The sequence below is a fragment of the Streptomyces sediminimaris genome (genome assembly GCF_047049295.1).
Lineage (GTDB): Bacteria > Actinomycetota > Actinomycetes > Streptomycetales > Streptomycetaceae > Streptomyces > Streptomyces sediminimaris.
Genome location: NZ_JBJWOT010000001.1, coordinates 6,242,383 through 6,268,915, shown reverse-complemented (window position 1 = coordinate 6,268,915; position 26,533 = coordinate 6,242,383). Strand labels below are relative to the sequence as shown.

Genomic DNA, 26,533 nt, shown 5'->3' with positions numbered 1-26,533 from the left:
CCGGCTCGTAAGCTGTATCAGCCGCAGTGGCACCTTACTGAACCCTGCCACCCCGCTGTCCGGCTACCGGTCCGCACCCATCGGAGACCCCGTGCCCAGCCCCTACCGCGCCCTGTTCGCCGTCCCCGGCACCAAGGGCTTCTCCGCCGCGGGCCTCCTCGGCCGGATGCCGCTGTCGATGATGGGCATCGGCGTGGTGACGATGGTCTCCGAGCTGACCGGGCGCTACGGGCTGGCCGGTGCCCTGTCGGCCACCATCGCGCTCGCGGCCGCGGCGATCGGACCGCAGATCTCCCGGCTGGTGGACCGGCACGGACAGCGCAGGGTGCTGCGGCCCGCGACGCTCGTCGCGCTCTCGGCGGCGGCCGGGCTGCTGCTCGCCGCGCACCTCGGGTGGCCGGACCGGGTGCTGTTCGCCTGCGCCGCGGGCATCGGCTCGGTGCCGAGCCTCGGCGCGATGGTCCGCGCCCGCTGGGCGGCCCTGTACGCGGGCACCCCGCGGCTGCACACCGCCTACTCCTTCGAGTCCGTGGTCGACGAGGTGTGCTTCATCCTCGGGCCGATCATCTCCATCGGGCTGTCCACGGCCTGGTTCCCGGAGGCGGGCCCCCTGCTGGCCGCCTGTTTCCTGGCGGCCGGCGTCTTCTGGCTGACCGCCCAGCGCGCCACGGAACCGCGGCCGCACCCGCGCGCGAAGCACGGCGGCGGCACGGCCCTGAGCTCCCCCGGGCTGCAGGTCCTGGTGGCCACCTTCGCGGCGACCGGGGCGGTCTTCGGGGCGGTCGACGTGGTCACCGTGGCCTTCGCCGACGAGCGGGGGCACAAGGCCGCCGCGAGTCTGGTGCTCGCGCTGTACGCGGGGGGCTCGTGCGTGGCGGGGGTCGTGTTCGGGCTGCTGCACCTCGCCGGGGCGCCCGCCCGCCGCTGGCTGCTGGGCGTGTGTGCGATGGGCGTGAGTATGATCCCCCTCCTACTGGTCGGAAACCTGCCGCTTCTGGCCGTGGCGCTGTTCGTTGCGGGTCTGACCATCGCTCCCACGATGATCACGACGATGTCCCTCATCGAAGAGCACGTACCGCGCACGCAGTTGACCGAGGGAATGACCTGGGTGAGTACCGGGCTCGCGGTCGGTGTCGCGCTCGGCTCCTCGGTGGCCGGCTGGGTCATCGACGCGGCCGGCGCGCGTGCCGGGTACGGGGTCCCGGCGGTGTCCGGGGCCGTCGCGGTCGCGGTCGGTTTTCTGGGGTACCGCCGGCTCAGCAGGCCGGCTACGCAACGGGGAGGCACCGTTGAGCAGCACAGCGAGCGTGAAGAACGGCACGTGGCGTAACTGGGGCGGCAACGTCGCGTCCCGTCCGGCGCGCGAGGTCTCGCCGGCCTCCGTGGAGGAGCTGTCCGCGGCGGTACGCGCGGCCGCGGAGGACGGCCTGACCGTGAAGGCCGTCGGCAGCGGGCACTCCTTCACGTCCATCGCCGCCACCGACGGTGTATTGATCCACCCTCAACTGTTGACCGGTATCCGGGCGATCGACCGTGACGCCATGACGGTCACGGTCGAGGCGGGCACCCCGCTCAAGAGACTCAACATGGCCCTGGCCCGCGAGGGCCTGTCGCTGACCAACATGGGCGACATCATGGAGCAGACGGTCTCCGGCGCCACCAGCACCGGCACGCACGGCACGGGCCGCGAGTCCGCGTCGATCGCCGCCCAGATCAGGGGGCTGGAGCTGGTCACCGCGGACGGATCGGTGCTCACCTGTTCCGAGAAGGAGAATCCCGAGGTCTTCGCGGCCGCCCGGATCGGCCTCGGCGCGCTCGGCGTCGTCACCGCGATCACCTTCGCCGTGGAGCCGATCTTCCTGCTCACCGCGCGCGAGGAGCCGATGCCGCTGGAGAAGGTCCTCGCGGAGTTCGACGAGCTGCGGACCGAGAACGAGCACTTCGAGTTCTACTGGTTCCCGCACACCGGCAACACCAACACCAAGCGCAACAACCGCAGCGCCGGGCCGGAGAAGCCGGTGTCCCCGGTCGCGGGCTGGATCGAGGACGAGTTCCTCTCCAACGGCGTCTTCCAGGTGGCCCAGTGGCTCGGCCGCGCGGTGCCCGCCACCGTCCCGGCGATCGCCCGGATCGCCAGCACCGCCCTGTCCGCGCGCGGTTACACCGACATTCCGTACAAGGTCTTCACGTCCCCGCGCCGGGTGCGGTTCGTGGAGATGGAGTACGCCGTCCCGCGCGAGGCCCTGACCGAGACGCTGCGCGAGATCAAGGCGATGGTCGACCGCTCCGGCCTGCGGATCAGTTTCCCGGTCGAGGTGCGCACCGCCCCGGCCGACGACATCACGCTGTCCACGGCGTCGGGCCGGGAGAGCGCGTACATCGCCGTCCACATGTTCAGGGGCACCCCCTACCAGGCGTACTTCACCGCCGCGGAACGCATCTTCACCGCCCACGAGGGCCGGCCGCACTGGGGCAAGGTGCACACCGGGGACGCCGACTACTTCTCCCGGGTCTACCCCCGCTTCGGCGAGTTCACCGCGCTGCGCGACCGGCTCGACCCCGACCGGCGCTTCCAGAACGACTACCTGCGGCGGGTGCTGGGGCCGTAGCCACGGACGCCGGGTTCGCAACCACTGGTTCCGTTTCTGGCGATTCCGTGAAGTACGCCACTTCCAAGATCCTGGAAACCCCTCAACGGGCGGCCGGGGACCGCCCCTTGCCGGAAGTTGAGCGGCGCGCCGATCCACGTACGTGGCCCGAATGGAGTACTGTTGCGAGCCCTGGGTCCGATCTCCCGCCAGGGCGTCCGTGACCGTCAAGGACCGCCGTGAGGGGGCTAGTTGCACAGGGTGACGGAGTTGGTCACTTAGCGTTGCGAATAGGTAACCGTGCCATAACGGCGGCTCAGGGCCCGTGCCCGACACGCCGGGCAACTCGGCAAGGTTGTGGCAGGCTGCACCCGGGCAGGCCACACTCGACTAGCGGAAGCAGCGACGCACGTGACGTCGGCAGGCACCACCCGGGAGGTCCCCATGCCCGAACTGCGTGTCGTGGCCGTCTCGAATGACGGCACACGGCTGGTGCTGAAGGCTGCCGACTCAACGGAGTACACGCTTCCGATCGACGAGCGCCTGCGCGCGGCGGTGCGCGGCGACCGGCCCCGCCTCGGCCAGATCGAGATCGAGGTGGAGAGCCATCTCCGCCCCCGCGACATCCAGGCACGTATACGCGCCGGCGCGTCCGCCGAAGAGGTGGCCCAGCTCGCCGGCATCCCCGTCGACCGCGTACGCCGCTTCGAGGGCCCGGTGCTCGCGGAGCGCGCGTTCATGGCCGAGCGGGCCCGCAAGACGCCCGTCCGCCGCCCCGGCGAGAACACCGGCCCGCAGCTCGGCGAGGCCGTCCAGGAGCGGCTGCTGCTGCGCGGCGCCGAGAAGGACACCGTGCAGTGGGACTCGTGGCGCCGCGACGACGGCACCTGGGAGGTCCTGCTGGTCTACCGGGTCGCCGGCGAACCGCACTCGGCGAGCTGGACGTACGACCCGCCCCGGCGGCTCGTCCAGGCCGTCGACGAGGAGGCGCGCTCGCTCATCGGCGAGTCCGAGGACCTCGCGGCCGCGGAGCCCAGTTTCCCGTTCGTACCGCGCATCGCCCGGCTGCCGCGCGACCGCCCGCTGGACCGCACCCTCGACCGGGAGCGGCCGAGCCTGCCCGCGTCGTCGTCCGAGCCCGCCGAGGAGGGCGGGGGCGAGCGGGACTCGCTGACCAGCCTGCTGGAGGCCGTACCCAGCTTCCGCGGCGATCTGGTGGTACCGGAGCGCCCGGTTCCGGACACCCCTCCGCCGGCGCCGCCGGCGGAGGAGCCGCCCACCGAGGCCGAGGCGGAGGAGCCTCCGGCTCCCGCGGCCTCGGCCGGTTCCGCCTACGCGGATGTCCTCATGCCGCGCTCGGTCGGCAGCCACCGCGACCGCCTCGTCGGCGCCACCGACCGGCAGGCCGAGGCCGACGGTGTCCGTCCCGGCCGCCGCGCGGCGGTGCCCAGCTGGGACGAGATCGTGTTCGGGACCCGGCGCAAGAAGCAGGAGTAACCGCCCGGCGCAGGGGGAGGGGCCGCACCCGACGGGTGCGGCCCCTCCCCCTGCGCGGCGGCCGCGGGTGTCACCGGGGGTCGGGCCCGACGGCCACCGGACGCGACGGATCGGAGGACCACTCCGACCACGAGCCCACGTACAGCGCGGCGTCGATGCCCGCGACCGCCAGCGCGAGCACCTCGTGCGCCGCGGAGACGCCCGAGCCGCAGTAGACACCGACCGGCGAACCGTCGGCCGCCCCAAGGGCCTTGAAGCGCCCGGCCAGCTCCTCCGCGGGCAGGAACCGCCCGTCGGCGGCCACGTTCTCGTTCGTGGGCGCCGACACCGCGCCCGGGATGTGCCCGCCGACCCGGTCGATCGGCTCCACCTCCCCGCGGTAGCGCTCCCCCGCCCGCGCGTCGAACAGCACGCCGGTGCGCGCCAGTGCCGCCGCGCCGTCGGCGTCCAGCAACCCCGCGGCACCCGGCACCGGTTCGAAGTCACCCTCGCCGGGCGCCGGCACGGACGTCTCCAACGGGCCCCGCCAGGACGGCAACCCGCCGTCGAGGACCCGCACGTCCGGGTGACCCGTCCAGCGCAGCAGCCACCACGCGCGGGCCGCCGCCCAGCCGAGGCCGCCGTCGTGGACGACCACCGGCCGCGCGGCCGACACCCCGGCCCGCCGCATCGCGGCGCCGAAGACCTCCAGGTCCGGCAGCGGATGGCGGCCGTGCCCGCCGGGTTCGGAGGCGAGCTCGGTGTCCAGGTCGACGTAGACGGCACCGGGGATGTGCCCGGCCGCGTACTCCGCGCGGCCGTCGAAGGGCGGTGCACCGGCCGCCCTGGCCAGGCTGAGCTGCCAGCGGACGTCGAGCAGGACCGGCGGGTGCGGTCCCGCCAGCCGGGCGGCGAGTTCGGAAGCGGAGATGATGGCGTTCATGGTCGCCATCCTCGCGCACGGGGTGGCCGCGCCGTCCAGGTCCGGCTACTCTGCTCGGCCGGACAGGGTGGTCACGAGGCGTGCGGGTTCGAGCACATGCCGTACAGCTGATCGACATTCGTCGGTAATCGTACAGAAACGGATGAGAATCCGTACACCGGGCATCCTCCGGGCAAGGCGGCGCGCCCGGAGCGCGCGGAGGCACCGGTGGTGCGAGCATCGGCACAGAGATCCGGAGTGCGGAGCGACAAGGCCACCGTGAGGGGTCTGGGAGAGAGCGACGATGACCGAGGCACGGGGATCGGCCGGCCCGAACGGCGGGACGCACACTCGGCACGCACCCGGCACGCCCTGCTGGGTGAGCCTGATGGTGCACGGTTTGGCCACCACCCAGGAGTTCTACGGCTCCCTGTTCGGGTGGGAGTTCCAGCCGGGCCCGCAGCAGCTCGGCCCGTACGTGCGGGCCCTGCTCGACGGCCACGAGGTGGCCGGCATCGGCCGGCTGCCGCCGGACCGCCGGCTGCCCGTCGCCTGGACGCCCTACCTCGCCTCGGACGACGTGGACGTGACCGCCGAGACGGTACGGCTGTGCGGCGGCACCATCGGCGTGGGGCCGCTCGACGCCGCCGAGGCGGGCCGGCTCGCGATCGGCTCCGACCCCTCCGGCGCCGTCTTCGGCATCTGGCAGGCGGCCGGACACCAGGGCACGGCCCTGACGGGCGTCCCCGGCACCCCCGCCTGGAACGAGCTGCTCACCTACGAGTCGGTCAGCGTGGCCAAGTTCTACGAGGCGGTCTTCGGCTACGAGGAGGAGGCGGTCGTCTCCGCCGACTTCGACTACCTGACCCTCCACATCGACGGGCGCCCCGTCGCCGGCATCCACGGCGTGGGCCACGCCCTCCCCCGCGACCGGGGCCCGCACTGGATCACGTACTTCGAGGTCGCCGACGCGGACGACACGGTGGAACGCCTGGTGGATCTCGGCGGCCACGTCCTGACGCCGCCCAGGGACAGCGCCCACGGGCGCGTGGCCACGGTGGCCGACCCGGAGGGCGCCCGCTTCTGCCTGATCGAGAGCCCGCGCTGAGCCGCGGCCCCCGTTGGTCCCGGGCAGCCGGACGGGCCTCGGACCGGCCTACTGGCTCCGCACACGATCCAAGGAACAGAACCTAGACCTGCGAGGTCGGCAGCACGTCCGGGGACAGCGCCGCCGCGCCGGACGTCGCCGCCGTCATACGGCGGCGGTGGTGACGCCGGCACAGGACCTCGTAGCCGATGTCCTCCGGCTGGTTGACGTCGCCCACGACCACCTGTGCGCCCTCGACGACCATGGCACCGCCTATGGTGCGGGCGTTGTGCGTGGCGCGGGCGCCGCACCAGCACAGGGCCTCGACCTGGAGGACCTCGACACGGTCGGCCAGCTCGATCAGGCGCTGCGAGCCGGGGAAGAGCTTGGTGCGGAAGTCGGTCGTGATGCCGAAGGCGTAGACGTCCAGGCCCAGGTCGTCGACCACGCGCGCGAGCTGGTCGATCTGCTCGGGCGCCAGGAACTGCGCCTCGTCCGCGATGACGTAGTCCGCGCGGCCGCGCTGCGAGAGGTGGTCGACGATGTGGGCGTACAGGTCCTGCCCGTCCTCGACCTCCACCGCGTCCGTGACCAGGCCGAGGCGGGAGGAGAGCTTGCCCTCGCCCGCGCGGTCGTCGCGGGTGAAGATCATGCCCGACAGGCCGCGCGCCGAGCGGTTGTGCTCGATCTGCAGAGCCAGCGTCGACTTCCCGCAGTCCATGGTTCCGGAGAAGAAGACCAGCTCGGGCATGGCGAGTCGAGCACCTTTCGGCGGCGGGATCGGGGGTCGGGCTTCAGGAGCGTACTTCGAGCAGCGGGATCAGCTGTTCGGCAGGGGTCATGGAACCGTGGTTGCCGACCATCGCCGACTCCTTCGGCTCCCGCTCGGAGGCGACGATCAGGACGTCGTCGCGCGCGGCCGCGACGACGTCGCCGATGCGCGCGCGCACCCGCTCGTCCACGCGCGGGCCGAACCAGCCGGCCGCGATCGCCTCGTCCCGCGAGGCCACCCAGAACTGCTCGCCGAGCACCTCGCGCCAGACCGCCAGCACGTCGTCGCCGGCGCCGGGGACCGCGTACACGTGCCGGGCCCGGCCCTCGCCGCCCAGCAGGGCGACACCGGCCCTCAGCTCCCAGTCCGCGTCGAAGTCGATGCGGTGCTCCTCGTCGAAGGGGACGTCGACCATGCCGTGATCGGCGGTGACGTACAGCGCGGTGCGCTCCGGCAGCTGCTCGGCGAGGCGCTGGACGAGCCGGTCGACGTGCATGAGCTGGCCGCGCCAGGTGTCCGACTCGACGCCGTAGCGGTGGCCTGCGCCGTCGAGCTCGGCGTAGTACGTGTAGACCAGAGAGCGGTCACCGGCGGCCAGTTGCCCGGCGGCGAGGTCCATGCGGTCCTCGCCGGAGAGCCGTCCGTGGAACGTTCCGCCGCTGAGCGCGACCTTGGTCAGCGGGGTGGTCTCGAAGGTGGGCGAGGACACCTGGGCCGCGTGCACGCCCGCGTCGTGGGCGAGCCGGAAGACGGTGGGGTACGGCTGCCACGCGCGCGGTTCGGTCCACGGCTGCCAGCGCAGCTGGTTCATCAGCTCACCGGTGGCGGGGTTGCGCACGGTGTAGCCGGGCAGGCCGTGCGCGCCCGGCGGCAGGCCGGTGCCGACGGAGGCCAGGGAGGTCGCGGTGGTCGCCGGGTAGCCGGTGGTCAGGGGGCGCCCGGTGCCGCCGCGCGAGGTGCCGAGGAGCGAGGTCATGAAGGGGGCCTCGTCCGGGTGGGCCTCCAGCTGCTGCCAGCCGAGGCCGTCGATCAGGAAGACGCAGGCGCGGTCGGCGGGGGTCAGCTCGGTGATCGCGGCCGTCATGCCCGGTACGCCCATGCCGGCGGCCAGCGTGGGCAGCAGGTCGGCGAGCGAGCCGCTGCCGTACTCCGGGAGCGGCGCGGAGTCGACGGCCAGGGGTTCGGGGTGGGCGTCCCAGGGAGAGCCGGCGGGGGTGGGCGCGAAGGGCCCTCGGTCGTGGGCGGCGGGGGGCGGCGGGTGGGCCATCAGCGGCTGGTGTCCGCGGTCGCCTCGGAGAGGGACTGGGCGAAGGCGAGGGCCTGGCGCACCGTCTCCGGGCCGTCCCCGGCCTCGCTGACGCGCAGACTGAGGTCGTCCGCGGTCGAGTTGCCCGTGTAGCCGTGGTCCGCCTCGCAGTTGGGGTCGCCGCAGGCGGCCGGCTCGAGGTCGATGCGGGAGACGGCGCCCCAGCCGATGGTCAGGACGACCTCGCGGGGCAGCGTGCCCGGCTGGTACTGCTCCGGGTTGGCGACCACGCGGCTGACCACGACCGACGAGATCCGTCCGAGCTTCACCGACTCCGTCGAGGTGGTGGCGTACGGCGTCGGGGACGTGTCGTCCGCCGCCTGCTCGTCGGTGTGGCTGACGATGAAGCGGTTGCCGGTGAGGACGAGCACGGTCACGTGCCGCCGCACCTCGTTCTGGTCGAACGTCGTCTCCTGGTGGACCAGGTACGACCGCATGGGCTCGCCGCCCACGGCGGCCTCCACCGCCTCGGCCACGAGGGCCGGGTAGTAGCCGCTGCGCTCGATCGCCGCACGCAGCCCCTGGGTCGTCGTACTGGTCTTGGCCATGACGTCCATCCTAAGGGGGCGCACCGACTGCGAGGCACCGGTCATGCGGTGTCCGTGCGCACGTCCCGGTGGACTCTTCCCCCGGTGGAGGGGAAGCGTACGCGGGTCTCGGCGGAGGGAACCACCGGCGCGGGTCTCAGTAGAGGGGAAGCGTGCGCGGGCCGAGGTCGTCGCGGGCCGGTGGCGGTGCGATGCGGACCGAGGCGCCGAGCACGGTCAGGCCACGCGGTGCGACCACGACCGGCTCCAGGGTCACCGCCACGACCTCCGGGTGGTCGTCGACCAGCCGGGAGACCCGCAGCAGCAGCTCCTCCAGCGCGGGCGTGTCCACCGGTGTGGAGCCGCGCCAGCCGAACAGCAGCGGCGCCGTGCGGATCGAGCGGACCAGCGAGGCCGCCTCCCGGTCGGTGACCGGAACCAGCCGGTGTGCCATGTCGCCGAGCAGCTGGGAGGCGGCGCCGGCCAGCCCGAAGGACAGGACCGCCCCGGCCGCGGGATCGATGACGGCCCGTACGACGGTGTCCACGCCGCGTGGCGCCATCTGCTGCACCACGGGCCGCAGCTCCTCCGGCTTCCCGAACAGCTCGGTCAGCTCGGCGTACGCCCGCCGGAGCTGCCCCTCGTCGGCGAGGTCCAGCCGTACGCCGCCCAGGTCGGCGCGGTGGCGCAGGTGCGGGGCGGTGGCCTTGAGGGCGACCGGGTAGCCGACCGCGGCGGCGGCCCGGGCGGCGTCGTCCGGGGTGAACGCGGGGACCGCCCTGCGCACGGTGATGCCGTAGCGCGCGAGCAGCTCGTGCGTCTCCTCAGTGCCGAGCGTGAGCCCCTGGCCGCGGGCGAGCATGCCGTCGATGAGCCGGGCCGCGCCCTTCTCGTCGATGTCCTCGTACTCGGGCACCCTGCCGGGCTCGGCCGCGTCGCGCCGCCACTGGGCGTAGTGCACGGCCTCCGCGAGGGCGCGGACGGCACGCTCGGCCGCGGGGTAGGCGGGGATGAGGCGGGGACCGGCGTCGGGGGCGGCGGGCTCCCGGGTGCGCACCGGCGGCGGCAGCTGCTGCGACGGGCGGAGCCGGCGGGTGCCGGTGGCCCTGGCGTCCGGCCGGGGCGCGGTGCTGGTCGCCGCCGACAGGGCCTCGGCGAGGCCGCCGAGTTCCACGTGCACCACGAGCACCGGCTTGCCCGGGACCCGTTCGGCCGCCGAGCGCAGCGCGTCGGCGAGCTGTGCGTCCCCCGGCGAGCCCTCGCCGATCGCCGGGATCGCGGTGACCACGACCGCGTCGCACGCCTCGTCCGCGAGCGCCCGCGACAGCGCCGCGTGGAAGTCGACCGCCGAGGCCTGCGTCGTCAGGTCGAGCGGCCTCAGCGGCCGGAGTCCCTCGGACAGGCACGCGTCGTAGGTGAGCAGCCCCAGTGACTCCGAGTTGCCCAGGATCGCCACGCGGGGCCCCGCCGGCAGCGGCTGGCGCGCGAGCAGCAGGCCCGCGTCGACCAGCTCGGTGATGGTGTCCACGCGGATCACCCCGGCCTGCCGGAGCAGCGCCGAGACCGTCGCGTGCGGCAGCCGCGTGGCGCGTACGGCGTGGCCCTGCGGCGCGGAGCCGGAGCCCTGGACCACGACCAGCGGCTTCGCGGCCGCGGTCCGCCGGGCGAGGCGGGTGAACTTGCGCGGGTTGCCGATGGACTCCAGGTACATGAGGACGACGTCGGTGTCCGGGTCGTCGTACCAGAACTGGATCACGTCGTTGCCCGACACGTCCGCGCGGTTGCCGGACGACACGAAGGTCGAGACGCCCGTGACACCGGTGACTCCGCCGCCGCGGCGCTCGAGACGGGACAGCAGCGCGATGCCGATGGCGCCGGACTGGGCGAAGAGGCCGATCCGGCCGGGGCGGGGCATCTCGGGGGCGAGGGAGGCGTTCAGCCGTATCCCGGGGGAGGTGTTGATGACGCCGAAGGCGTTCGGCCCGATGATCCGCATGCCGTACGTGCGCGCGTGCCGCACGAGTTCGCGCTGGCGCTCGCGCCCCTCGGGCCCGCTCTCGGCGTAGCCGGCGGAGACGACGACGAGTCCCTGCACGCCGTGCTCGCCGCACTCGGTGACGACCTCGGGCACGTGGTCGGCCGGGACGGCGACCACGGCGAGGTCGACGGGTCCGTCGATGTCCCGCACCGAGCGGTACGCCGGAACCCCATCGAACTCCTTGAGCCCTTCGGGGAGCGCTTTGTTCACGGCGTGCAGCGACCCGGTGAAGCCGGCGTCCCGGATGTTGTCGAGGATGCTGCGGCCCACACCCCCGGGCGCGCGGCCGGTGCCGACGACGGCGACGGAGCCGGGCCGCAGCAGCCGTCGCACCGAGCGCCCCTCGGCGCGCTGCTCCCGCGCGCGCTGCACGGCGAGCGACCGGTCGGTGGGTTCGATGTCGAACTGCAGGCGTACGACGCCGTCCTCGAAGCTGCGCTTCTGGGTGTACCCGGCGTCCGTGAACACCTTGATCATTTTCACGTTGGCGGGCAGCACCTCGGCGGTGAAGCGGCGGATGCCCCGCTCGCGGGCCACCGCGGCGATGTGCTCGAGGAGGGCGGAGGCGACACCGCGCCCCTGGTGGGCGTCCTGGACCAGGAAGGCGACCTCGGCCTCGTCGGCCGGCGCCCGGGCGGGCATTCCGTCGGCACCGACGCGGTCATAGCGTACGGTGGCGATGAACTCGCCGCCGATCGTGGCCGCGAGTCCCACCCGGTCCACAAAGTCGTGGTGCGTGAAGCGGTGGACGTCCTTGGCGGACAGGCGGGGGTACGGCGCGAAGAAGCGGTAGTACTTCGACTCGTCCGACACCTGCTCGTAGAAGCTGACCAGGCGCTCGGCGTCATCAACGGTGATGGGGCGGATGCGCGCGGTGCCGCCGTCGCGCAGCACCACGTCGGCTTCCCAGTGGGCGGGGTACTCGTGCCGGTCCGACGAGGTCTGCATGGGCCCCAGAGTACGGCTCGCGTCCGACAACGGCGCGAGGCAGTCTGTGGGGAGCACGGCAGTCGCCGTGGACGGAACAAGGACGCACGTCGGGCCGAGGCCGCGGTCCGACGGCCCACCTCCGGACGGGACGAAGGACCGTTCCGGGCAGGTTTCACGTGTGGGAAACTGGTCTAGACAACCCTGAACACCGAAGGGCAGCATCACATGGCTGAGCGCCGCGTCAACGTCGGCTGGGCCGAGGGCCTCCACGCCCGCCCCGCTTCCATCTTCGTCCGGGCCGCCACGGCCGCAGGTGTCCCCGTGACGATCGCCAAGGCCGACGGCAACCCCGTCAACGCGGCCTCCATGCTGGCCGTCCTGGGCCTCGGCGCCCAGGGTGGCGAGGAGATCGTCCTCGCCTCCGACGCCGAGGGCGCCGACGCCGCCCTCGACCGGCTGGCGAAGCTGGTCTCCGAGGGTCTCGAAGAACTCCCCGAGACCGTCTGACCGCAGCACCGCAGAAGGGCTCGTCCGGATTGCCGGGCGGGCCCTTCGCATTTCCCGTGCCGGGGCGGCAGGAATCCCGGTCGGCGTCGGCGGAATTCCCGGACGCGGGCAGCAGAAACAACCCCCGGCCAATTCCACTCCCTTTGTATACGGCGTGCGTGTTAATGCCGCGGGCCCGTCACGTTTACGGCGTGTTGCGAGGTCCTCACACGGTCGGCGCGACCGCCGCCGGGGCCGAACCGCAGCCGGTGCCCCGCACCAGAGCGCTCGGCGTGCAGGGCCGTGACCGCACGCGCGCGCTCGCTGTCGCCCCGGGCCACGGCGTCGACGATCGCCCCGTGCTCCGCCCAGGACTCCACGGGGCCGGCGGGCGCCTCCACGGCGTACATCCAGGCGATCTTGTGCCGCAGCTGGGTCAGCATCGAGGTCAGCGCGGGGCTGCCGGAGGCCTGGGCGAGCGTCTCGTGGAACCAGGACTCCAGAGAGCGCAGATCCTCGCCGTTGCCGCGCCTGGCCCGCTCCTGACCCAGCCTGACCAGGCCGCGCAGCACCTTGAGATGGGCCTCGGTGCGGCGCTGGGCGGCCCGGGAGGCGGCGAGCGGTTCGAGGAGCACCCGCATCTCCAGCAGGTCGGCCGCCTCCTGCTCGTCCGGCTCCGCCACGCACGCGCCCGCGTGCCGCCGGGTCACCACGAAGCCCTCCGCCTCCAGGGTGCGCAGCGCCTCGCGCACGGGGACGCGCGAGACGCCGTAGCGGCGGGCGAGGAGTTCCTCGGTGAGCCGGCCGCCGCGCTCGTAGACACCCGCGACGATGTCGTCCCGGATCGCCGTGCACACCGAGTGCGCCGGAATACGCATGACCGACCTCCGACTTAATCCCCGCGAAACGTCGATGATTGACGCGTGTTCCGGTGACTCTATTGCACCGGGCCAGAATTTCCGACGGCGGGCCGGAATCCATGGATATTTTTTGGACAGCGGGGCCGGTGAAACGCCGAAAGGCCCCGGCTCGGGAGCCGGGGCCTCGGGGGGATCGCCGGGGCGGGTCGTCAGACGTCGACGCCGTGCGAGCGCAGGTAGGCGACGGGATCGATGTCCGAGCCGTACTCGGCAGTCGTGCGGGCCTCGAAGTGCAGGTGCGGGCCGGTGGTGTTGCCGGTCGAACCGGAGAGGCCTATGTGCTGGCCCGGGGTGACCGTCTGGCCCACCGAGACACCGATGGACGACAGATGGCCGTACTGGGTGTACGTGCCGTCGTGCATCCTGATGACGATCTGGTTGCCGTAGGCGCCGCCCCAGCCGGTCTGGACGACGGTGCCGGCGCCGACGGCGTGGACGACCGTGCCGCTCGCGGCGTGGAAGTCGATGCCCGTGTGGCTGCCGGAGGACCACAGGGAGCCGCCGGTCTTGTAGCCCGTCGAGACGTACGAGTTCGCTATCGGGGCGACGAAGCTGTTCAAGCGCCTGCGCTCGGCCGCGCGCGCGGCGCGCTCCTTGGCCGCGCGCGCGGCCTTGGCCTTCGCGGCGGCCTTCAGGCGCGCGGCCTCCTCGGCGGCCTGCTTGCGGGCGGCCTCCTCGGCGGCGTTCTTCTGCGCCTCGGCCTGGGCGTCGATCTTGTCGGCGATGGTGTCGCCGATGGTGATGACGGGGTTGAGCCCGGTCTGCTCGACGGAGTTCTCCGCGGCGAACGCCGGGGCGGCGAGGCCACCGGCGACGCCGGTGGCGGCGAGGGCCGCCACGCCGGCCGCCTGGGCGGTACCGCGCTTGATCCTGCTGGGACGACGGTGCTTCCCGGTGGCGCAGATGAACGCCATGAACTGGCTGGTCCTTTCCTTCCCTCTCGCCTACCGGGTTAGCGGTGGGGGTCCCCCCAGGCCGTTCAGGCACTGGGGGAGGGTTCGGAGCAGGAAGGTCTCCTACGGGCCCCCTCGCCTGCGCGCGGGCGTCCGATTCACCCCGGGGGACTGCGCCTCCGCGGCCGCGGAGGCGGCGACAGGAGGTGCGGACGGGTCCCCGGCTCCCCTGGCTCGCGCCGTACGGGGACTCGGCGATGACTGTCCGGTGCCGCGGGCGCGGCGCACTGCCTGACGGACAGCCCGGACGACGCTAGGCAGAACGGCCTTCGATTCCCAAACGGATCGCGGCTTTTGTAGCGCATCCCACAGGCCAGACAGGCAACTCTCCCTCAATTCAGGCATAAAGGGGCCCTGGTGGCGTATCCGTCACCAGGGCCCCACGCGCGCGTGCCCCTACTCCGCGGTCACCACGGTGACTTCACCGATGCCCAGTGCCTCGACGGGCTCCTTGATCTGGGCCGCGTCACCGACGAGCACCGTCACCAGGCGGTCCACCGGGAAGGCGTTCACGGCGGCCGCGGTGGCCTCCACGGTGCCGGTGGCGGCGAGCTGCCGGTACAGCGTCGCCTGGTAGTCGTCCGGCAGGTGCTGCTCGACCTGGTCGGCCAGCGTGCTCGCCACGGCCGCGGCGGTCTCGTACTTGAGCGGCGCCACGCCGACCAGGTTCTGCACGGCGACGTCCCGCTCGGCGTCGGTCAGGCCGCCTTCGGCGAGGGTGCGCAGCACCGTCCACAGGTCCTGCAGCGCCGGGCCCGTGTTGGGCGTGTCGACGGAGCCGCTGATCGCGAGCATCGCGGCACCGGTACCGTCCGGCGCGGACCTGAGGACCTGGCCGAACGCCCGCACACCGTAGGTGTAGCCCTTCTCCTCGCGCAGGACGCGGTCCAGGCGGGAGGTGAGCGTTCCGCCCAGGCAGTACGTGCCGAGGACCTGCGCGGGCCAGACGCGGTCGTGCCGGTCGGCGCCGACCCGGCCGATGAGCAGCTGCGTCTGGACGGCCCCGGGACGGTCCACGATGACCACGCGCCCGGTGTCGTCGGCGGTCACCGGCGGCACCGGACGCGGCTCGGCCGGGGAGCCCGTCCAGGCGCCCAGGGTCTCGCCGAGCAGCGCGTCGAGGTCGACACCGGTGAGGTCGCCGACGACGACCGCGGTGGCCGTGGCGGGCCGGACGTGGCGGGCGTAGAAGGCGCGTACGGCCGCGGCGTCGATCTTCTCGACCGTCTCCTCGGTGCCCTGGCGCGGGCGCGACATGCGCGAGGTCGCCGGGAACAGCTCCTTGGAGAGCTCCTTGGCGGCGCGGCGGGAAGGGTTGGCCAGCTCGTGCGGGATCTCGTCCAGGCGGTTGCGGACCAGCCGCTCGACCTCGCCGTCGGCGAACGCCGGCGCCCTGAGGGCGTCGGACAGCAGACCGAGCGCCTTGGCCAGGCGGGAGGCCGGGACCTCCAGGCTCAGCCGCACGCCCGGGTGGTCGGCGTGCGAGTCGAGGGTGGCTCCGCAGCGCTCCAGCTCGGCGGCGAACTCCTCGGCGGAGTGCTTGTCGGTGCCCTCGGAGAAGGCCCGTGCCATGATCGTGGCGACGCCCTCGACGGTGGCCGGCTCGGCCTCCAGGGGCGCGTCCAGAAGCACCTCCACGGCGACCACCTGCTGGCCGGGGCGGTGACAGCGCAGGACGGTCATCCCGTTGCCGAGCACTCCGCGCTCCGGGGCGGGGAACGCCCAGGGCCTGGCCTCGCCGGCCTGGGGCTGCGGGTGGAACTCCATCGTGGCGAGCTCGGTCACTTGGCCGCCTCCTCGTTGTCGTCGCCGGCTTCGACCGTGGCCTCGGCCTCGGGGTCTTCGGGGGGATTGCCGTCCTCGGTGGCCTCGGGCGAGAGGGGCTCGTAGACGAGCACCGCGCGGTTGTCGGGACGCAGGCGGGCCTTGGCGACCTCCTGGACCTCCTCGGGCGTCACCTCCAGCACGCGCCGCACGGCGGTGAGGGCGAGCTGCGGGTCGCCGAACAGGACGGCGAAGCGGCACAGTTCGTCGGCGCGGCCCGCGACCGTGCCGAGCCGGTCCAGCCACTCGCGCTCCAACTGCGCCTGGGCCCGCTCCATTTCCTCCGCCGTGGGGCCCTCCTCGGCGAACCGGGCGAGCTCCTCGTCGATGGCGGTCTCGATGACCGGCACCTCGACGTCGCCGGAGGTCTTCACGTCCAGCCAGCCGAGGGAGGGCGCTCCGGCGAGGCGCAGCAGGCCGAACCCGGCCGCCACGGCCGTACGGTCGCGCCGTACGAGCCGGTTGTAGAGCCGGGAGGACTCGCCACCGCCGAGGACGGTGAGCGCCAGGTCGGCCGCGTCGCACGCGCGCGTGCCGTCGTGCGGCAGCCGGTAGGCCGCCATCAGGGCGCGCGCCGGGACCTCCTCCTCGACGACCTCGCGCAGCTGCTCGCCGATGACGTCGGGCAGCGAGCCGTCGCGCGGCGCGGGCTTGCCGTCGTGCGAGGCGATGGAGCCGAAGTACTTCTCGACCCAGGCGAGCGTCTGCTCGGGGTCGATGTCGCCGACGACGGACAGCACGGCGTTGCCCGGCGCGTAGTACGTGCGGAAGAACGCGCGCGCGTCCTCCAGGGTCGCCGCGTCCAGGTCGGCCATCGAACCGATCGGCGTGTGGTGGTAGGGGTGGCCCTCCGGGTAGGCGAGGGCGGTCAGCTTCTCGAACGCCGTGCCGTACGGCACGTTGTCGTAGCGCTGCCGGCGCTCGTTCTTGACGACGTCCCGCTGGTTCTCCATGGACTCGTCGTCCAGGGCCGCCAGCAGGGAGCCCATGCGGTCGGCCTCCAGCCAGAGGGCGAGCTCCAGCTGGTGGGCGGGCATGGTCTCGAAGTAGTTGGTGCGCTCGAAGCTGGTGGTGCCGTTGAGCGAACCGCCGGCGCCCTGGACCAGCTCGAAGTGCCCGTTGCCCTCGACCTGCCCGGAGCCCTGGAACATCAGGTGCTCGAAAAGGTGAGCCAGGCCGGTACGCCCCTTGACTTCGTGCCTCGAGCCCACGTCGTACCAGAGGCACACCGCCGCGACCGGGGTCAGGTGGTCCTCGGAGAGCACCACGCGCAGGCCGTTGGCCAGGCGGTGCTCCGTCGCTGTCAGGCCCCCGGTGCCTGCCTGGTCTGTGGCCGTGTGACCCATGGTCATGTACGTCCCTTCGATCGCCGAGGCGGTGGTTCGAACCGCGGTTTCACCGCCGGTCCTGCCACTGTATGCAAGCGCGCGGAGCGCGGGCGAAGTTCCCGGACGACGTACGCCCACAGCGGATCGCGTACCCTGCGGGCAGCCGCGGCGAGGGTGATCCCCGAGCGCCGGGCCGGGCCGCCCGCACCGGGTCCTGGTCCGCGTTGTCAGTGCCGCGGTCCACAATGGTCCGCGTCAGATCTCGTTCACGCTTCAGGCAAGAGTGAGCCGAAAGGGCGCGACCCGAAGGCGAGCGACCAGAAAAGAGGAGCCGGCAGCGATGGCCCGCCGCAGCACGAAGACCCCGCCGCCCGACGACTCGTACGAGGAGAAGATCCTCGACATCGACGTCGTCGACGAGATGCAGGGCTCCTTCCTCGAGTACGCGTACTCGGTCATCTACTCGCGAGCCCTGCCCGACGCCCGCGACGGCCTCAAGCCGGTGCACCGCCGCATCGTCTACCAGATGAACGAGATGGGGCTGCGCCCCGACCGCGGCTACGTGAAGTGCGCGCGCGTGGTCGGCGAGGTCATGGGCAAGCTGCACCCGCACGGCGACGCGTCGATCTACGACGCCCTGGTGCGCATGGCCCAGCCCTTCTCCATGCGCGTGCCGCTCGTCGACGGCCACGGCAACTTCGGCTCGCTGGGCAACGACGACCCGCCGGCCGCCATGCGGTACACCGAGTGCCGCCAGGCCGCGGCGACCAGCCTGATGACGGAGTCGATCGACGAGGACACGGTCGACTTCGCGCCCAACTACGACGGCCAGGAGCAGGAGCCGGCCGCCCTGCCGGCGGCCTTCCCGAACCTGCTGGTCAACGGCGCGTCGGGCATCGCGGTCGGTATGGCGACCAACATGCCGCCGCACAACCTCGGCGAGGTCGTCGCGGCCGCCCGGCACCTGATCCGGTACCCGAACGCGGACCTGGACACGCTGATGAAGCACGTCCCGGGCCCCGACCTGCCCACCGGCGGCCGCATCGTCGGCCTCTCCGGCATCCGGGACGCCTACGAGAGCGGCCGCGGCACCTTCAAGATCCGCGCCACGGTCGAGGTCGAGACCGTCACCGCCCGCCGCAAGGGCCTGGTCGTCACGGAGCTGCCCTTCACGGTCGGCCCGGAGAAGGTGATCGCCAAGATCAAGGACCTGGTCGGCGCGAAGAAGATCCAGGGCATCGCCGACGTCAAGGACCTCACCGACCGCGAGCACGGCCTGCGCCTGGTCATCGAGATCAAGAACGGCTTCGTCCCGGAGGCCGTCCTGGAGCAGCTCTACAAGCTGACGCCGATGGAGGAGTCCTTCGGCATCAACAACGTCGCCCTGGTGGACGGCCAGCCGCTCACGCTGGGCCTCAAGGAGCTCCTGGAGGTCTACCTCGACCACCGCTTCGAGGTCGTGCGCCGCCGCAGCGAGTTCCGCCGCACCAAGAGGCGCGACCGCCTGCACCTGGTGGAGGGCCTGCTGACGGCCCTCGTCGACATCGACGAGGTCATCCGCCTGATCCGCTCCAGCGAGAACAGCGCGCAGGCCAAGGAACGCCTGATGGAGCGCTTCTCGCTGTCGGACGTGCAGACCCAGTACATCCTCGACACGCCGCTGCGCCGTCTCACCAAGTTCGACCGCATCGAGCTGGAGTCCGAGAAGGACCGGCTCAACTCCGAGATCGCGGAGCTGACCCGCATCCTCGAGTCGGACACGGAACTGCGCAAGCTGGTCTCCTCCGAACTGGCCCAGGTGGCCAAGAAGTTCGGCACCGAGCGGCGCACGATCCTGCTGGAGGCGTCCGGCGCCCCGGCCGCCGCCGTGCCGCTGCAGGTCGCGGACGACCCCTGCCGGGTGCTGCTCTCCTCCACGGGCCTGCTGGCCCGTACGGCGAACGGCGAGCCCTTCCCGGAGGACAAGGCCGCCAAGCGCGTCAAGCACGACGTGATCGTCTCCGCCGTACCGGCGACGGCGCGCGGCGAGATCGGCGCCGTGACCTCGCTCGGCCGCCTGCTGCGCATCAACGTCGTCGACCTCCCGCAGCTCCCGGAGACGGCGTCGGCACCGAACCTCTCGGGCGGGGCCCCCCTCACGGAGTTCGTCCCGCTGGACGGCGACGAGACGGTGGTCTGCCTGACCACCCTCGACGAGTCCTCCCCCGGCCTCGCCCTCGGCACGGAGCAGGGCGTCGTCAAGCGCGTGGTCCCCGACTACCCGACCAACAAGGAGGAGTTGGAGGTCGTCACGCTGAAGGAGGGCGACCGCATCGTCGGCGCCGTCGAACTGCGCACCGGCGACGAGGACCTGGTCTTCATCACCGACGACGCACAGCTCCTGCGTTACCAGGCCTCACAGGTCCGCCCGCAGGGCCGTCCCGCGGGCGGCATGACGGGCATCAAGCTGACGGACGGCGCGAAGGTCATCTCCTTCACGGCGGTGGACCCGGCGGCCGACGCGGTGGTCTTCACGGTCGCGGGCTCCCGCGGCACCCTGGACGACTCGGTCCAGACCACGGCCAAGCTGACCCCGTTCGACCAGTACCCGCGCAAGGGCCGCGCCACCGGCGGCGTCCGCTGCCAGCGCTTCCTCAAGGGTGAGGACTGCCTCTCCCTGGCCTGGGCGGGCGCCGCCCCGGCCAAGGCCGCCCAGAAGAACGGCACCCCGGCCGACCTCCCGGACATCGACCCGCGGCGCGACGGCTCGGGGGTGTCACTGGCGAAGACGGTGGCGGTGGTGGCGGGGCCGGTCTAGAGCGGCGGCTCCGCCGAAGCCGCCTCGTCCGGATCCTGTACATAGCGGAGAACGCCCCACATACCGGCCTCGTCGGCGGTGTGCGGGGCGTCGCTCCTGCACGCGTCGAGTTCCTTTCCGAGGGCGGGCGCATCGATCCCGGAGCCGATGAGGACGAGCTGTGTGGCGCGGACGGCGCCGGGGGCGCAGGAGTCACCTGCGCCGCCGGAGCCGCCGGGCCAGGGCTCGGGGTAGAACCGCAGGAAGCGCCCCACGGCGTGCACGGCGTACCGGTTCCGGACGTCGTACGGCCCGAAGTCGACGTATCCCTTGATCCGGTAGAGCCCCTCCGGCCGGCTGTCCAGGAATTCCATCAACCGCCGCGGATCCATGGGCACTTCGGAGGCGAAGGAGAGGGTGTCGTAGGCGGCGTGCAGATGGCCGGCGTACTGGCGACCGCCGGTCCCGTCGTCGTTCGGCAGATGCACGTCGTCGAAGGACAGCTGCCCGATGCGCTCCTCGCCGGGCCGGCAGTCGAAGAGGAACTCGGGGTCGACGCGGCCGTGGGAGGCGGGAACGACGGCGGCACGGTCGACCAGCGACCGTACGAGAGCGAGCACGCGTCCGGCGTCGGGCGTGCGGTCGAGTTTGTTGACGACGACGAGATCGGCGAGGCCGAGATGCCGGTCGATCTCGGGGTGCCTGGCGCGGGTGTCGTCGAACTCCGCGGCGTCGACGACCTCGACGAGGCCGCCGTAGACGACCCCCGGATGCTCGCTCGCAAGCACCATGCGCACGAGCTCCTGCGGCTCGGCGAGCCCGCTGGCCTCGATGACGATGACGTCGATGCCGGCGGAGGGCCGGGCGAGCCGCCCGAGATAGTCGTCGAGCTCGCCGGTGTCGACGGCACAGCACAGGCATCCGTTGCCGAGGGAGACGGTGGAGTCCCCGAGTGCGCCCGCCACGGCCATGGCGTCGATCTCGATGGCACCGAAGTCGTTGACGATGGCGCCGATGCGGCTGCCACCGCTGCGGTGCAGGAGGTGGTTGAGGAGAGTGGTTTTGCCGGAACCCAGGAATCCGGCCAGCACGACGACCGGGATCTGCCGGCTGCTGCGGCTCGGCTGACTCAACGTGCGACCTCTTCCACGCTTCCTTGTGCGCCGGATCGCGGCCGGGGCGCACGTGCGAGATGTGAATGCCGCACCAGGATACGAGCCGGGACAATCACTGCTGAGTGAACGATTGTTAGCAGCTCCTACGGGGCAGACGTTGGGCAAGGCGCCGGAGTGTGCGACCCTCGCTTCCCTCCGTGCGCCGCCTCTCCGCCTCCCTGCCGATCAGAGCCGCTCGGCATCCTGGGAGACGGCAAGCGCCGCCCACCGCTCGCCGGTCCCCCTCAGTCGACCCGCACCCCGACGACCGGCGGACGGCCGCCTGATTCGGGGGTTGACATGGCCACACAGAGTTTTGGATTTCGGAGGCTGGGCGCCATCGCCTCGGCAGGCCTTGGACTCGCTGCAGGAGTGGCCGCCGCCCTGGCCGCACAGCGACCGGCCTACCAGGCCCTGCGCACACGAATCGAACATCTGGAACAGGCCGCACAGACGCAACGCCAGGCCAATTTCGCCCACCAGCAGCGTTTGCATTGGGAGCTGCTGAGCAAGGCCATGGACGACCCGGACCTGGCCGAGGTATTGGACGCCTACGACGGCACCGTCCCACCGCGCAAGCAGCGCCAATTCCTCTTCGCCAACGCGCTGTACACCAACGCGCTCTGCTATTACCGCATGGGCAACATCACTCGTGAGGAGTTCTTTGGGTTCGCCCGGAGCATCCTCCAGATTCCGATCTTCCGTGAATATTGGTACGCGACCCGTCCACATCGGGCAACGCTGGTCGACACCTCTGACGAGGCCACGCTCGGACGCATGGTCGACGACCTACTGGCACAACTGGAGGAAACGGACATCGACGAGTGGTGGGTGGTGGGTGAGCCGCCGTCCGAGTGACCACCGGGCTCCGGCCTCTGCGCGGAGCGGACCTCGTGAGCCACCCTTCCGAGCACACCACACGATTGGGCCATAACAAACCCGTAAACCGCGACGTTTCCCCAAGTGCCAACAAGGTTGACTACTGCACATCCTGCGGAACGGGTCAGACCCCCCTCCGTACTCACATGCATGCCGCCGGCTGTCGAGGCCGCGACCCCACCGGGCCGCATCGCACCGCGCTGCACCAATGCACAGCCTCGGAAACAAAGGAACATCAGAACAGTGAGCCAGATCATCCGTCGGATTGGTACGCCACCGAGCGCAAGAGGAAGCGTGTCGGGTACTAATTGCCCCGATATCTTCGAGTTGTCTGACGGAAGGTTCGCTGTCATCGGTACAGACCTCACCGACGAGCTCGACACCCAGTTGCCTGCAGATGCCTCCAGAGCCGACTACGAACGTATTGTCGTAGTCACCCGTGAGACCCTCATCCACGCGAAGGCTGACATCCCTGACGCATAGGGCCCGGGGAATCATTCGCTCGGCCCAGCCCAACGTCCTGTCAGCCTGTCTTCGTTCTCATTCCGACTGCCCCGGTGCCCTGCGGTCTCCTACGCAGGGCACTCGCGGGCGGCAGCGCCATGGCCAGTAGGTCACAGTCGAAAGGTCGAGACATTGGCAATCGCACGGCGGATCGGCTCCTCCCCCACAGCGCGAGGGTGCCAAACCGGCCAAACCTGCCCTGCCATCTTCGAACTGACCGACGGGAATTTCGCGATCATCGGTACAGACGCCACCGCGGAGCTCGACCCTGAGCTGCCAGCAGGCGCCGGGCGAGCCAACTGCGAACGCATCGTCATCATCAACAGGGAGGTCCTGATCCAGGCGAAGGAGGACATCCCTGACGCCTGATCCAGGCCGCTGAGACGGCCTGCACCCACCAAGGGGGCAGGCCGCCGTCGATTCAGGCCGCCGCCGGCACCGCCACCGGCGCCCCCGGCCCCACATACCGCGCAACCGGCCGGATGATCTTCCGGTCCTCCGCCTGCTCCAGGATGTTCGCGCTCCAGCCCACCACCCGGGCCGCCGCGAAGGTCGGCGTGAACATCTCGCGGGGCAGCCGGCACAGCTCCATGACCACGCCCGCGTAGAACTCGACGTTCGTGTGCAGTTCCCGCCCCGGCTTCAGCTCGGCCAGGATCGCCTCGACCTGGCGCTCGACCCCCACGGCGAACTCCACACGCGGCCCCCCGAAGCTCTGCGCCACCTCGCGGAGCATGCGGGAGCGGGGGTCCTCGGTGCGGTAGACGGCGTGGCCGAAGCCCATGATGCGGTCGCCGGCGAGGACCCGTTCGCGGATCCAGGGGTCGATGCGGTCAGGGGTGCCGATCGCGTCCAGGGTGTCCAGCGCTCGGCTTGGCGCACCGCCGTGCAGCGGGCCCGACAGCGCCCCCACGGCCCCGACGAGACACGCAGCCACGTCCGCCCCGGTCGACGCGATCACCCGCGCCGTGAAGGTTGACGCATTGAAGCCGTGATCAATGGTTGAGATCAGGTACCGCTCGATCGCCCGCGCCCGCGCGGCATCCGGCTCCGAACCGGTCAGCATATAGAGGTAGTTGGCCGCGAAGGGCAGATCCCCGCGCGGCTCCACCGGCTCGAGTCCGCGCTCCAGCCGGTACAGGGCCGTAAGCAGCGTCGGTACGGCGGCAGTCGCCACGAGCGCGTCCCGGCGGCGCGCGCCCGCGTCGATGTCGTACAGCGGACGGAACCCCTTCGCCGATCCGAGCAGCGACAGAGCCGTCCGCATCCCGGCCAGTGGCCCGGACCCGCCGCTCGCCGCCGCGACGGCGGGCAGTGCCGCCCGCACCTCGTCCGGAAGACTCCGCAAGGCCGTCGTCTCGTCGGTGAACGCCGCCCGCTGCGCCGCGTCCGGCAGTTCGCCGTGGACGAGGAGATACCAGACGTCCTCGAAGCCGCGGGTCTGCGCGAGTTCGACGGCCGAGTACTGGCGGTAGTGGTAGAAGCCCTCGAGCCCCCGGACGTCCCCGACCTCCGTGTCGGTGACCACGACGCCGGCGAGCCCGCGCGGCACATCGATGGTGACGGCGGCTGAGCTGTTGACGGACATGATTCCTCCCTGGACTTGATTCGACTGTTCATGCTTGACTATCTTCCTGTCAACATTGATTGAATCAACTCTCGTCAACGCATCGAGTCCATGCATCGTCATGCCTATACGGTGACCCCCATGCGCGATCAAGAGCCCTCCCCCGGCCTCCCCGAACAGCGGCTGACCACCAAAGAAGCCGCCGAACTGCTGGGCGTGAAACCCGAGACCGTGTACGCGTACGTCAGCCGCGGCCAGCTCAGCAGCCGACGCGTGCCCGGCGGCCGGGGCAGCACCTTCGACGCTCAGGAGGTGGAGTCGCTCGCGAGACGCAACAGGCGGGAGAGCGGAGGTGGTTCGGCGTCGGGAGGCGAGTTGTCCGTCCGGACCCGGATCACTCTTATCAAGCCGAACGCGTACTACTTCCGTGGCGTGGACGCGACCGAACTGGCCACGCACCACACCTACGAAGAGGTGGCCGAGTGGCTGTGGACCGGCCACCTGCGCCCCGGCATCACGTTCACCGCGCCCGAGGACTCCGTCACCGCGACCCGGCGGGCCGTCGACGCGCTGCCCGAGCACACCGGCCCGACCGACCGCCTGCGGGTCGCGGCGATCGCCGCCGCCGTGGCCGACCCGCTGCGCTTCGACCTCTCCGAGGACGCCGTGCTCGGCACGGCGCGCACGCTCATCCCCACTCTGGTCGCCGCCCTGCCGCCGACGTCCAGGCGCCGCCGTCATGACGACGAGGGTCCACTGGCCCGCCGCCTGTGGACATGTCTGAGCGGAAAGGACGCCGACGACGCCTCACTGCGCGTGATGGACACCGCGCTCGCCCTCCTCGTCGACCACGACCTCGCCGCTTCGACCCTCGCGGTGCGCGTCGCCGCCTCGGCCCGCGCCCACGCCTACGCGGCCGTCTCCGCCGGGCTCGGCGTGCTCGAAGGACCCCTCCACGGAGCGGCCAGCGGGCTCGCCCACCGCCTGCTGCTGGACGTGCTCGACGAGGGCGACGCGGGCCCCGTGATCGCCGAGGAGCTGCGCGCGGGCCGCCGCATCCCGGGGCTCGGTCACCGGCTGTACCCCGGCGAGGACCCGCGCGCGCGTGTGCTGTTCGGCCTCCTGGAGCGGATCCCGCACGCCGCCCCCGCCCTCGCCGCGGCCCGCGACATCGTCGCCACGACCGCCCGCCACACTCCGCTGCACGCCAACGTCGACCTGGCCCTGGCCGTGTTCACCGCGTCCAGCGGCATGCCCTCCACCGCTGGCGAGACGATCTTCGCCGTGGCGCGTACGGCGGGCTGGATCGCCCACGCGCTGGAGGAGTACGGGGAGCGCCCCCTGCGCATGCGGCTCAGCGGGCACTACGTCGGCCCGAGGCCGCCCCAGCCACTGCCCCGGCCAATGCCCCGGCCGCTGCCCGCACAGGACACGACGGCCGCCGAGACGCCACGGAGGGCCAAGTCAGGTTAGGCTCACCTCTGTGAGTACGTGCTCGACCGCCTCCCAGGAGCTCGACGAACCGATCGCGGGCACCGCGGCGACCGCGAGGACCTGGCTGCTGCTGGAGCAGCCGGGTCCCTGGGGCGCCAAGGCGCTCACGTCGAGCCACCTCGATCCGGCAGTCGGCCGGGCGCTGGAGGCGGCCGCCCAGGGCACGGGCGTACGCATCGCACTGATCCGGCGCCCGGGGCGCCACGCGGACTGCGGCACGCCGACCATCCGGCAGGTGTACGCGGCTCACACCGTGCCCGGCAACGCCTGGTTGCGCTCCGCCGCGCTCGACGATCCCCGCGCGCTGCTCGGCCTCGACTTCGCCGCGCTCGGCAGGGGCGAGCACCGCACCTTCGACGGGGCGCTCGGGGCCCGGGCCCACACCGGTGATCCGCTGGCCCTCGTCTGCACCAACGGCAAGCGCGACCGCTGCTGCGCCCTGCTGGGCCGCCCGCTCGCGGCAGAGCTCGCCGCCTCAGGGGTGGAGGGCGTCTGGGAGGTCACTCATCTGGGTGGCCATCGCTTCTCACCCACACTGCTCGTGCTGCCCTACGGATACGCCTACGGCCGCACGCGGGCCCACGCGGTCGAGGAGATCCTGAGCGGAGTGCGGGAGGGGCGCATCGCCGTCGAGGGGTGCCGCGGCAGCAGCGCCTGGGAACGGCCCGGTCAGGCGGCCGAGCTGGCCGTGCGCACGGCCGTGCACGAGGACGCGGCGGACGCCCTGCGGGTCGTGGCGACGCGCGGGGCCGCGCCGCGCTGGCGCGTCACCGTCGCGCACGCCGACGGGCGCCGGTGGTGCGTCGAGGTGGCCAAGGGCGCGTCGCTGCCGCCCCGTCCGGAGAGCTGCGGGACGTCGGTCCTGGGCTCGCCCGCACGCATGGAGGTCGTGGCGGTACGTGAACTGACGGTCGCCGCACTCGCCAGTTGATGCGGCCGATCAAGGCTTCGGCCCGCTCTGTTCAGCGTTGATCAAGAGATCCATGCCACACCCGTACGGCT

22 protein-coding genes are annotated in these 26,533 nt (G+C 72.1%); 11 read left to right on the top strand and 11 right to left on the bottom strand.

The window, feature by feature from the left end:
- The first annotated feature begins 91 nt into the window (after positions 1 to 91).
- The 3 genes from ACJ9NR_RS29070 to sepH all read left to right on the top strand — a co-directional run bounded on the left by ACJ9NR_RS29070 (position 92) and on the right by sepH (position 4,085).
- Positions 92 to 1,330: an MFS transporter gene (locus ACJ9NR_RS29070; protein WP_412492008.1), complete on the top strand. Its 1,239-nt coding sequence runs from the start codon at positions 92 to 94 to the stop codon at positions 1,328 to 1,330.
- Entirely contained in the window at positions 1,290 to 2,609 is a 1,320-nt protein-coding gene (locus ACJ9NR_RS29065; RefSeq protein ID WP_412492009.1) for a D-arabinono-1,4-lactone oxidase, read from the top strand. Before ACJ9NR_RS29070 ends, ACJ9NR_RS29065 begins: the two co-directional genes overlap by 41 nt.
- A 423-nt stretch (positions 2,610 to 3,032) precedes the next feature.
- A complete protein-coding gene (sepH, locus tag ACJ9NR_RS29060; protein WP_412492010.1) occupies positions 3,033 to 4,085 on the top strand; it encodes a septation protein SepH in 1,053 nt (350 codons plus the stop codon).
- Positions 4,086 to 4,155: 70 nt separating this feature from the next.
- On the opposite strand, the gene ACJ9NR_RS29055 is transcribed toward sepH, so the two are convergent.
- The gene (locus ACJ9NR_RS29055; protein WP_412492011.1) at positions 4,156 to 5,007 is read right to left on the bottom strand and encodes a sulfurtransferase; all 852 of its coding nucleotides are present in this window, start codon (positions 5,005 to 5,007) and stop codon (positions 4,156 to 4,158) included.
- Between the two features lie 283 nt (positions 5,008 to 5,290).
- Here ACJ9NR_RS29055 and ACJ9NR_RS29050 point away from each other — a divergent pair, with 283 nt between their 5' ends.
- Positions 5,291 to 6,094: a VOC family protein gene (locus tag ACJ9NR_RS29050; protein WP_412492012.1), complete on the top strand. Its 804-nt coding sequence runs from the start codon at positions 5,291 to 5,293 to the stop codon at positions 6,092 to 6,094.
- 82 nt (positions 6,095 to 6,176) lie between these two features.
- On the opposite strand, the gene ACJ9NR_RS29045 is transcribed toward ACJ9NR_RS29050, so the two are convergent.
- From ACJ9NR_RS29045 to ACJ9NR_RS29030, 4 genes are all read right to left on the bottom strand, one after another.
- Complete coding sequence (locus tag ACJ9NR_RS29045; protein ID WP_412492013.1) at positions 6,177 to 6,824, bottom strand: thymidine kinase; 648 nt, start codon at positions 6,822 to 6,824, stop codon at positions 6,177 to 6,179.
- A gap of 43 nt (positions 6,825 to 6,867) precedes the next feature.
- Positions 6,868 to 8,112, bottom strand: a complete 1,245-nt coding sequence (locus tag ACJ9NR_RS29040; RefSeq protein ID WP_412492014.1) for an alkaline phosphatase family protein — start codon at positions 8,110 to 8,112, stop codon at positions 6,868 to 6,870.
- A complete protein-coding gene (locus tag ACJ9NR_RS29035) occupies positions 8,112 to 8,708 on the bottom strand; it encodes a DUF5998 family protein (protein ID WP_412492015.1) in 597 nt (198 codons plus the stop codon). The genes ACJ9NR_RS29040 and ACJ9NR_RS29035 overlap by 1 nt, the downstream gene beginning before the upstream one ends.
- 127 nt (positions 8,709 to 8,835) lie before the next feature.
- Positions 8,836 to 11,664, bottom strand: coding sequence for a bifunctional acetate--CoA ligase family protein/GNAT family N-acetyltransferase (locus ACJ9NR_RS29030; protein WP_412492016.1), 2,829 nt, complete (start codon positions 11,662 to 11,664; stop codon positions 8,836 to 8,838).
- Positions 11,665 to 11,871: 207 nt separating this feature from the next.
- On the opposite strand from ACJ9NR_RS29030, the gene ACJ9NR_RS29025 reads away from it, so the two are divergent.
- Entirely contained in the window at positions 11,872 to 12,153 is a 282-nt protein-coding gene (locus ACJ9NR_RS29025; protein ID WP_003993478.1) for an HPr family phosphocarrier protein, read from the top strand.
- A 161-nt stretch (positions 12,154 to 12,314) separates the two neighbouring features.
- On the opposite strand, the gene ACJ9NR_RS29020 is transcribed toward ACJ9NR_RS29025, so the two are convergent.
- The 4 genes from ACJ9NR_RS29020 to ACJ9NR_RS29005 all read right to left on the bottom strand — a co-directional run bounded on the left by ACJ9NR_RS29020 (position 12,315) and on the right by ACJ9NR_RS29005 (position 17,181).
- On the bottom strand, positions 12,315 to 13,010 hold the full coding sequence (locus ACJ9NR_RS29020; protein WP_412492017.1) for a GntR family transcriptional regulator: 696 nt from the start codon (positions 13,008 to 13,010) through the stop codon (positions 12,315 to 12,317).
- A gap of 191 nt (positions 13,011 to 13,201) precedes the next feature.
- Complete coding sequence (locus ACJ9NR_RS29015; RefSeq protein ID WP_412492018.1) at positions 13,202 to 13,966, bottom strand: M23 family metallopeptidase; 765 nt, start codon at positions 13,964 to 13,966, stop codon at positions 13,202 to 13,204.
- A gap of 435 nt (positions 13,967 to 14,401) precedes the next feature.
- Positions 14,402 to 15,790 (bottom strand): M16 family metallopeptidase, encoded by a 1,389-nt coding sequence (locus ACJ9NR_RS29010; RefSeq protein ID WP_412492019.1) that lies wholly within the window; start codon positions 15,788 to 15,790, stop codon positions 14,402 to 14,404.
- Positions 15,787 to 17,181 (bottom strand): M16 family metallopeptidase, encoded by a 1,395-nt coding sequence (locus tag ACJ9NR_RS29005; RefSeq protein WP_412492020.1) that lies wholly within the window; start codon positions 17,179 to 17,181, stop codon positions 15,787 to 15,789. The genes ACJ9NR_RS29010 and ACJ9NR_RS29005 overlap by 4 nt, the downstream gene beginning before the upstream one ends.
- 316 nt (positions 17,182 to 17,497) lie before the next feature.
- Here ACJ9NR_RS29005 and ACJ9NR_RS29000 point away from each other — a divergent pair, with 316 nt between their 5' ends.
- The gene (locus tag ACJ9NR_RS29000) at positions 17,498 to 19,954 is read left to right on the top strand and encodes a DNA gyrase/topoisomerase IV subunit A (RefSeq protein WP_412492021.1); all 2,457 of its coding nucleotides are present in this window, start codon (positions 17,498 to 17,500) and stop codon (positions 19,952 to 19,954) included.
- On the opposite strand, the gene ACJ9NR_RS28995 is transcribed toward ACJ9NR_RS29000, so the two are convergent.
- Positions 19,951 to 21,066: a CobW family GTP-binding protein gene (locus tag ACJ9NR_RS28995; protein WP_412492022.1), complete on the bottom strand. Its 1,116-nt coding sequence runs from the start codon at positions 21,064 to 21,066 to the stop codon at positions 19,951 to 19,953. The genes ACJ9NR_RS29000 and ACJ9NR_RS28995 overlap by 4 nt on opposite strands.
- Positions 21,067 to 21,387: 321 nt before the next feature.
- Between ACJ9NR_RS28995 and ACJ9NR_RS28990 the strand changes: the two genes are divergently transcribed.
- From ACJ9NR_RS28990 to ACJ9NR_RS28980, 3 genes are all read left to right on the top strand, one after another.
- A complete protein-coding gene (locus tag ACJ9NR_RS28990; protein ID WP_412492023.1) occupies positions 21,388 to 21,945 on the top strand; it encodes a DUF6082 family protein in 558 nt (185 codons plus the stop codon).
- Positions 21,946 to 22,209: 264 nt separating this feature from the next.
- Positions 22,210 to 22,449 (top strand): hypothetical protein, encoded by a 240-nt coding sequence (locus tag ACJ9NR_RS28985; RefSeq protein ID WP_412492024.1) that lies wholly within the window; start codon positions 22,210 to 22,212, stop codon positions 22,447 to 22,449.
- 153 nt (positions 22,450 to 22,602) lie between these two features.
- Entirely contained in the window at positions 22,603 to 22,839 is a 237-nt protein-coding gene (locus ACJ9NR_RS28980; RefSeq protein ID WP_412492025.1) for a hypothetical protein, read from the top strand.
- A 52-nt stretch (positions 22,840 to 22,891) separates the two neighbouring features.
- On the opposite strand, the gene ACJ9NR_RS28975 is transcribed toward ACJ9NR_RS28980, so the two are convergent.
- A complete protein-coding gene (locus tag ACJ9NR_RS28975; RefSeq protein ID WP_412492026.1) occupies positions 22,892 to 24,058 on the bottom strand; it encodes a citrate synthase/methylcitrate synthase in 1,167 nt (388 codons plus the stop codon).
- Between the two features lie 120 nt (positions 24,059 to 24,178).
- Here ACJ9NR_RS28975 and ACJ9NR_RS28970 point away from each other — a divergent pair, with 120 nt between their 5' ends.
- Together ACJ9NR_RS28970 and ACJ9NR_RS28965 are read left to right on the top strand one after the other, a co-directional pair.
- On the top strand, positions 24,179 to 25,510 hold the full coding sequence (locus ACJ9NR_RS28970; RefSeq protein WP_412492027.1) for a citrate synthase: 1,332 nt from the start codon (positions 24,179 to 24,181) through the stop codon (positions 25,508 to 25,510).
- A gap of 10 nt (positions 25,511 to 25,520) precedes the next feature.
- Entirely contained in the window at positions 25,521 to 26,462 is a 942-nt protein-coding gene (locus tag ACJ9NR_RS28965) for a ferredoxin family protein (RefSeq protein WP_412492028.1), read from the top strand.
- Positions 26,463 to 26,533: the final 71 nt, after the last annotated feature.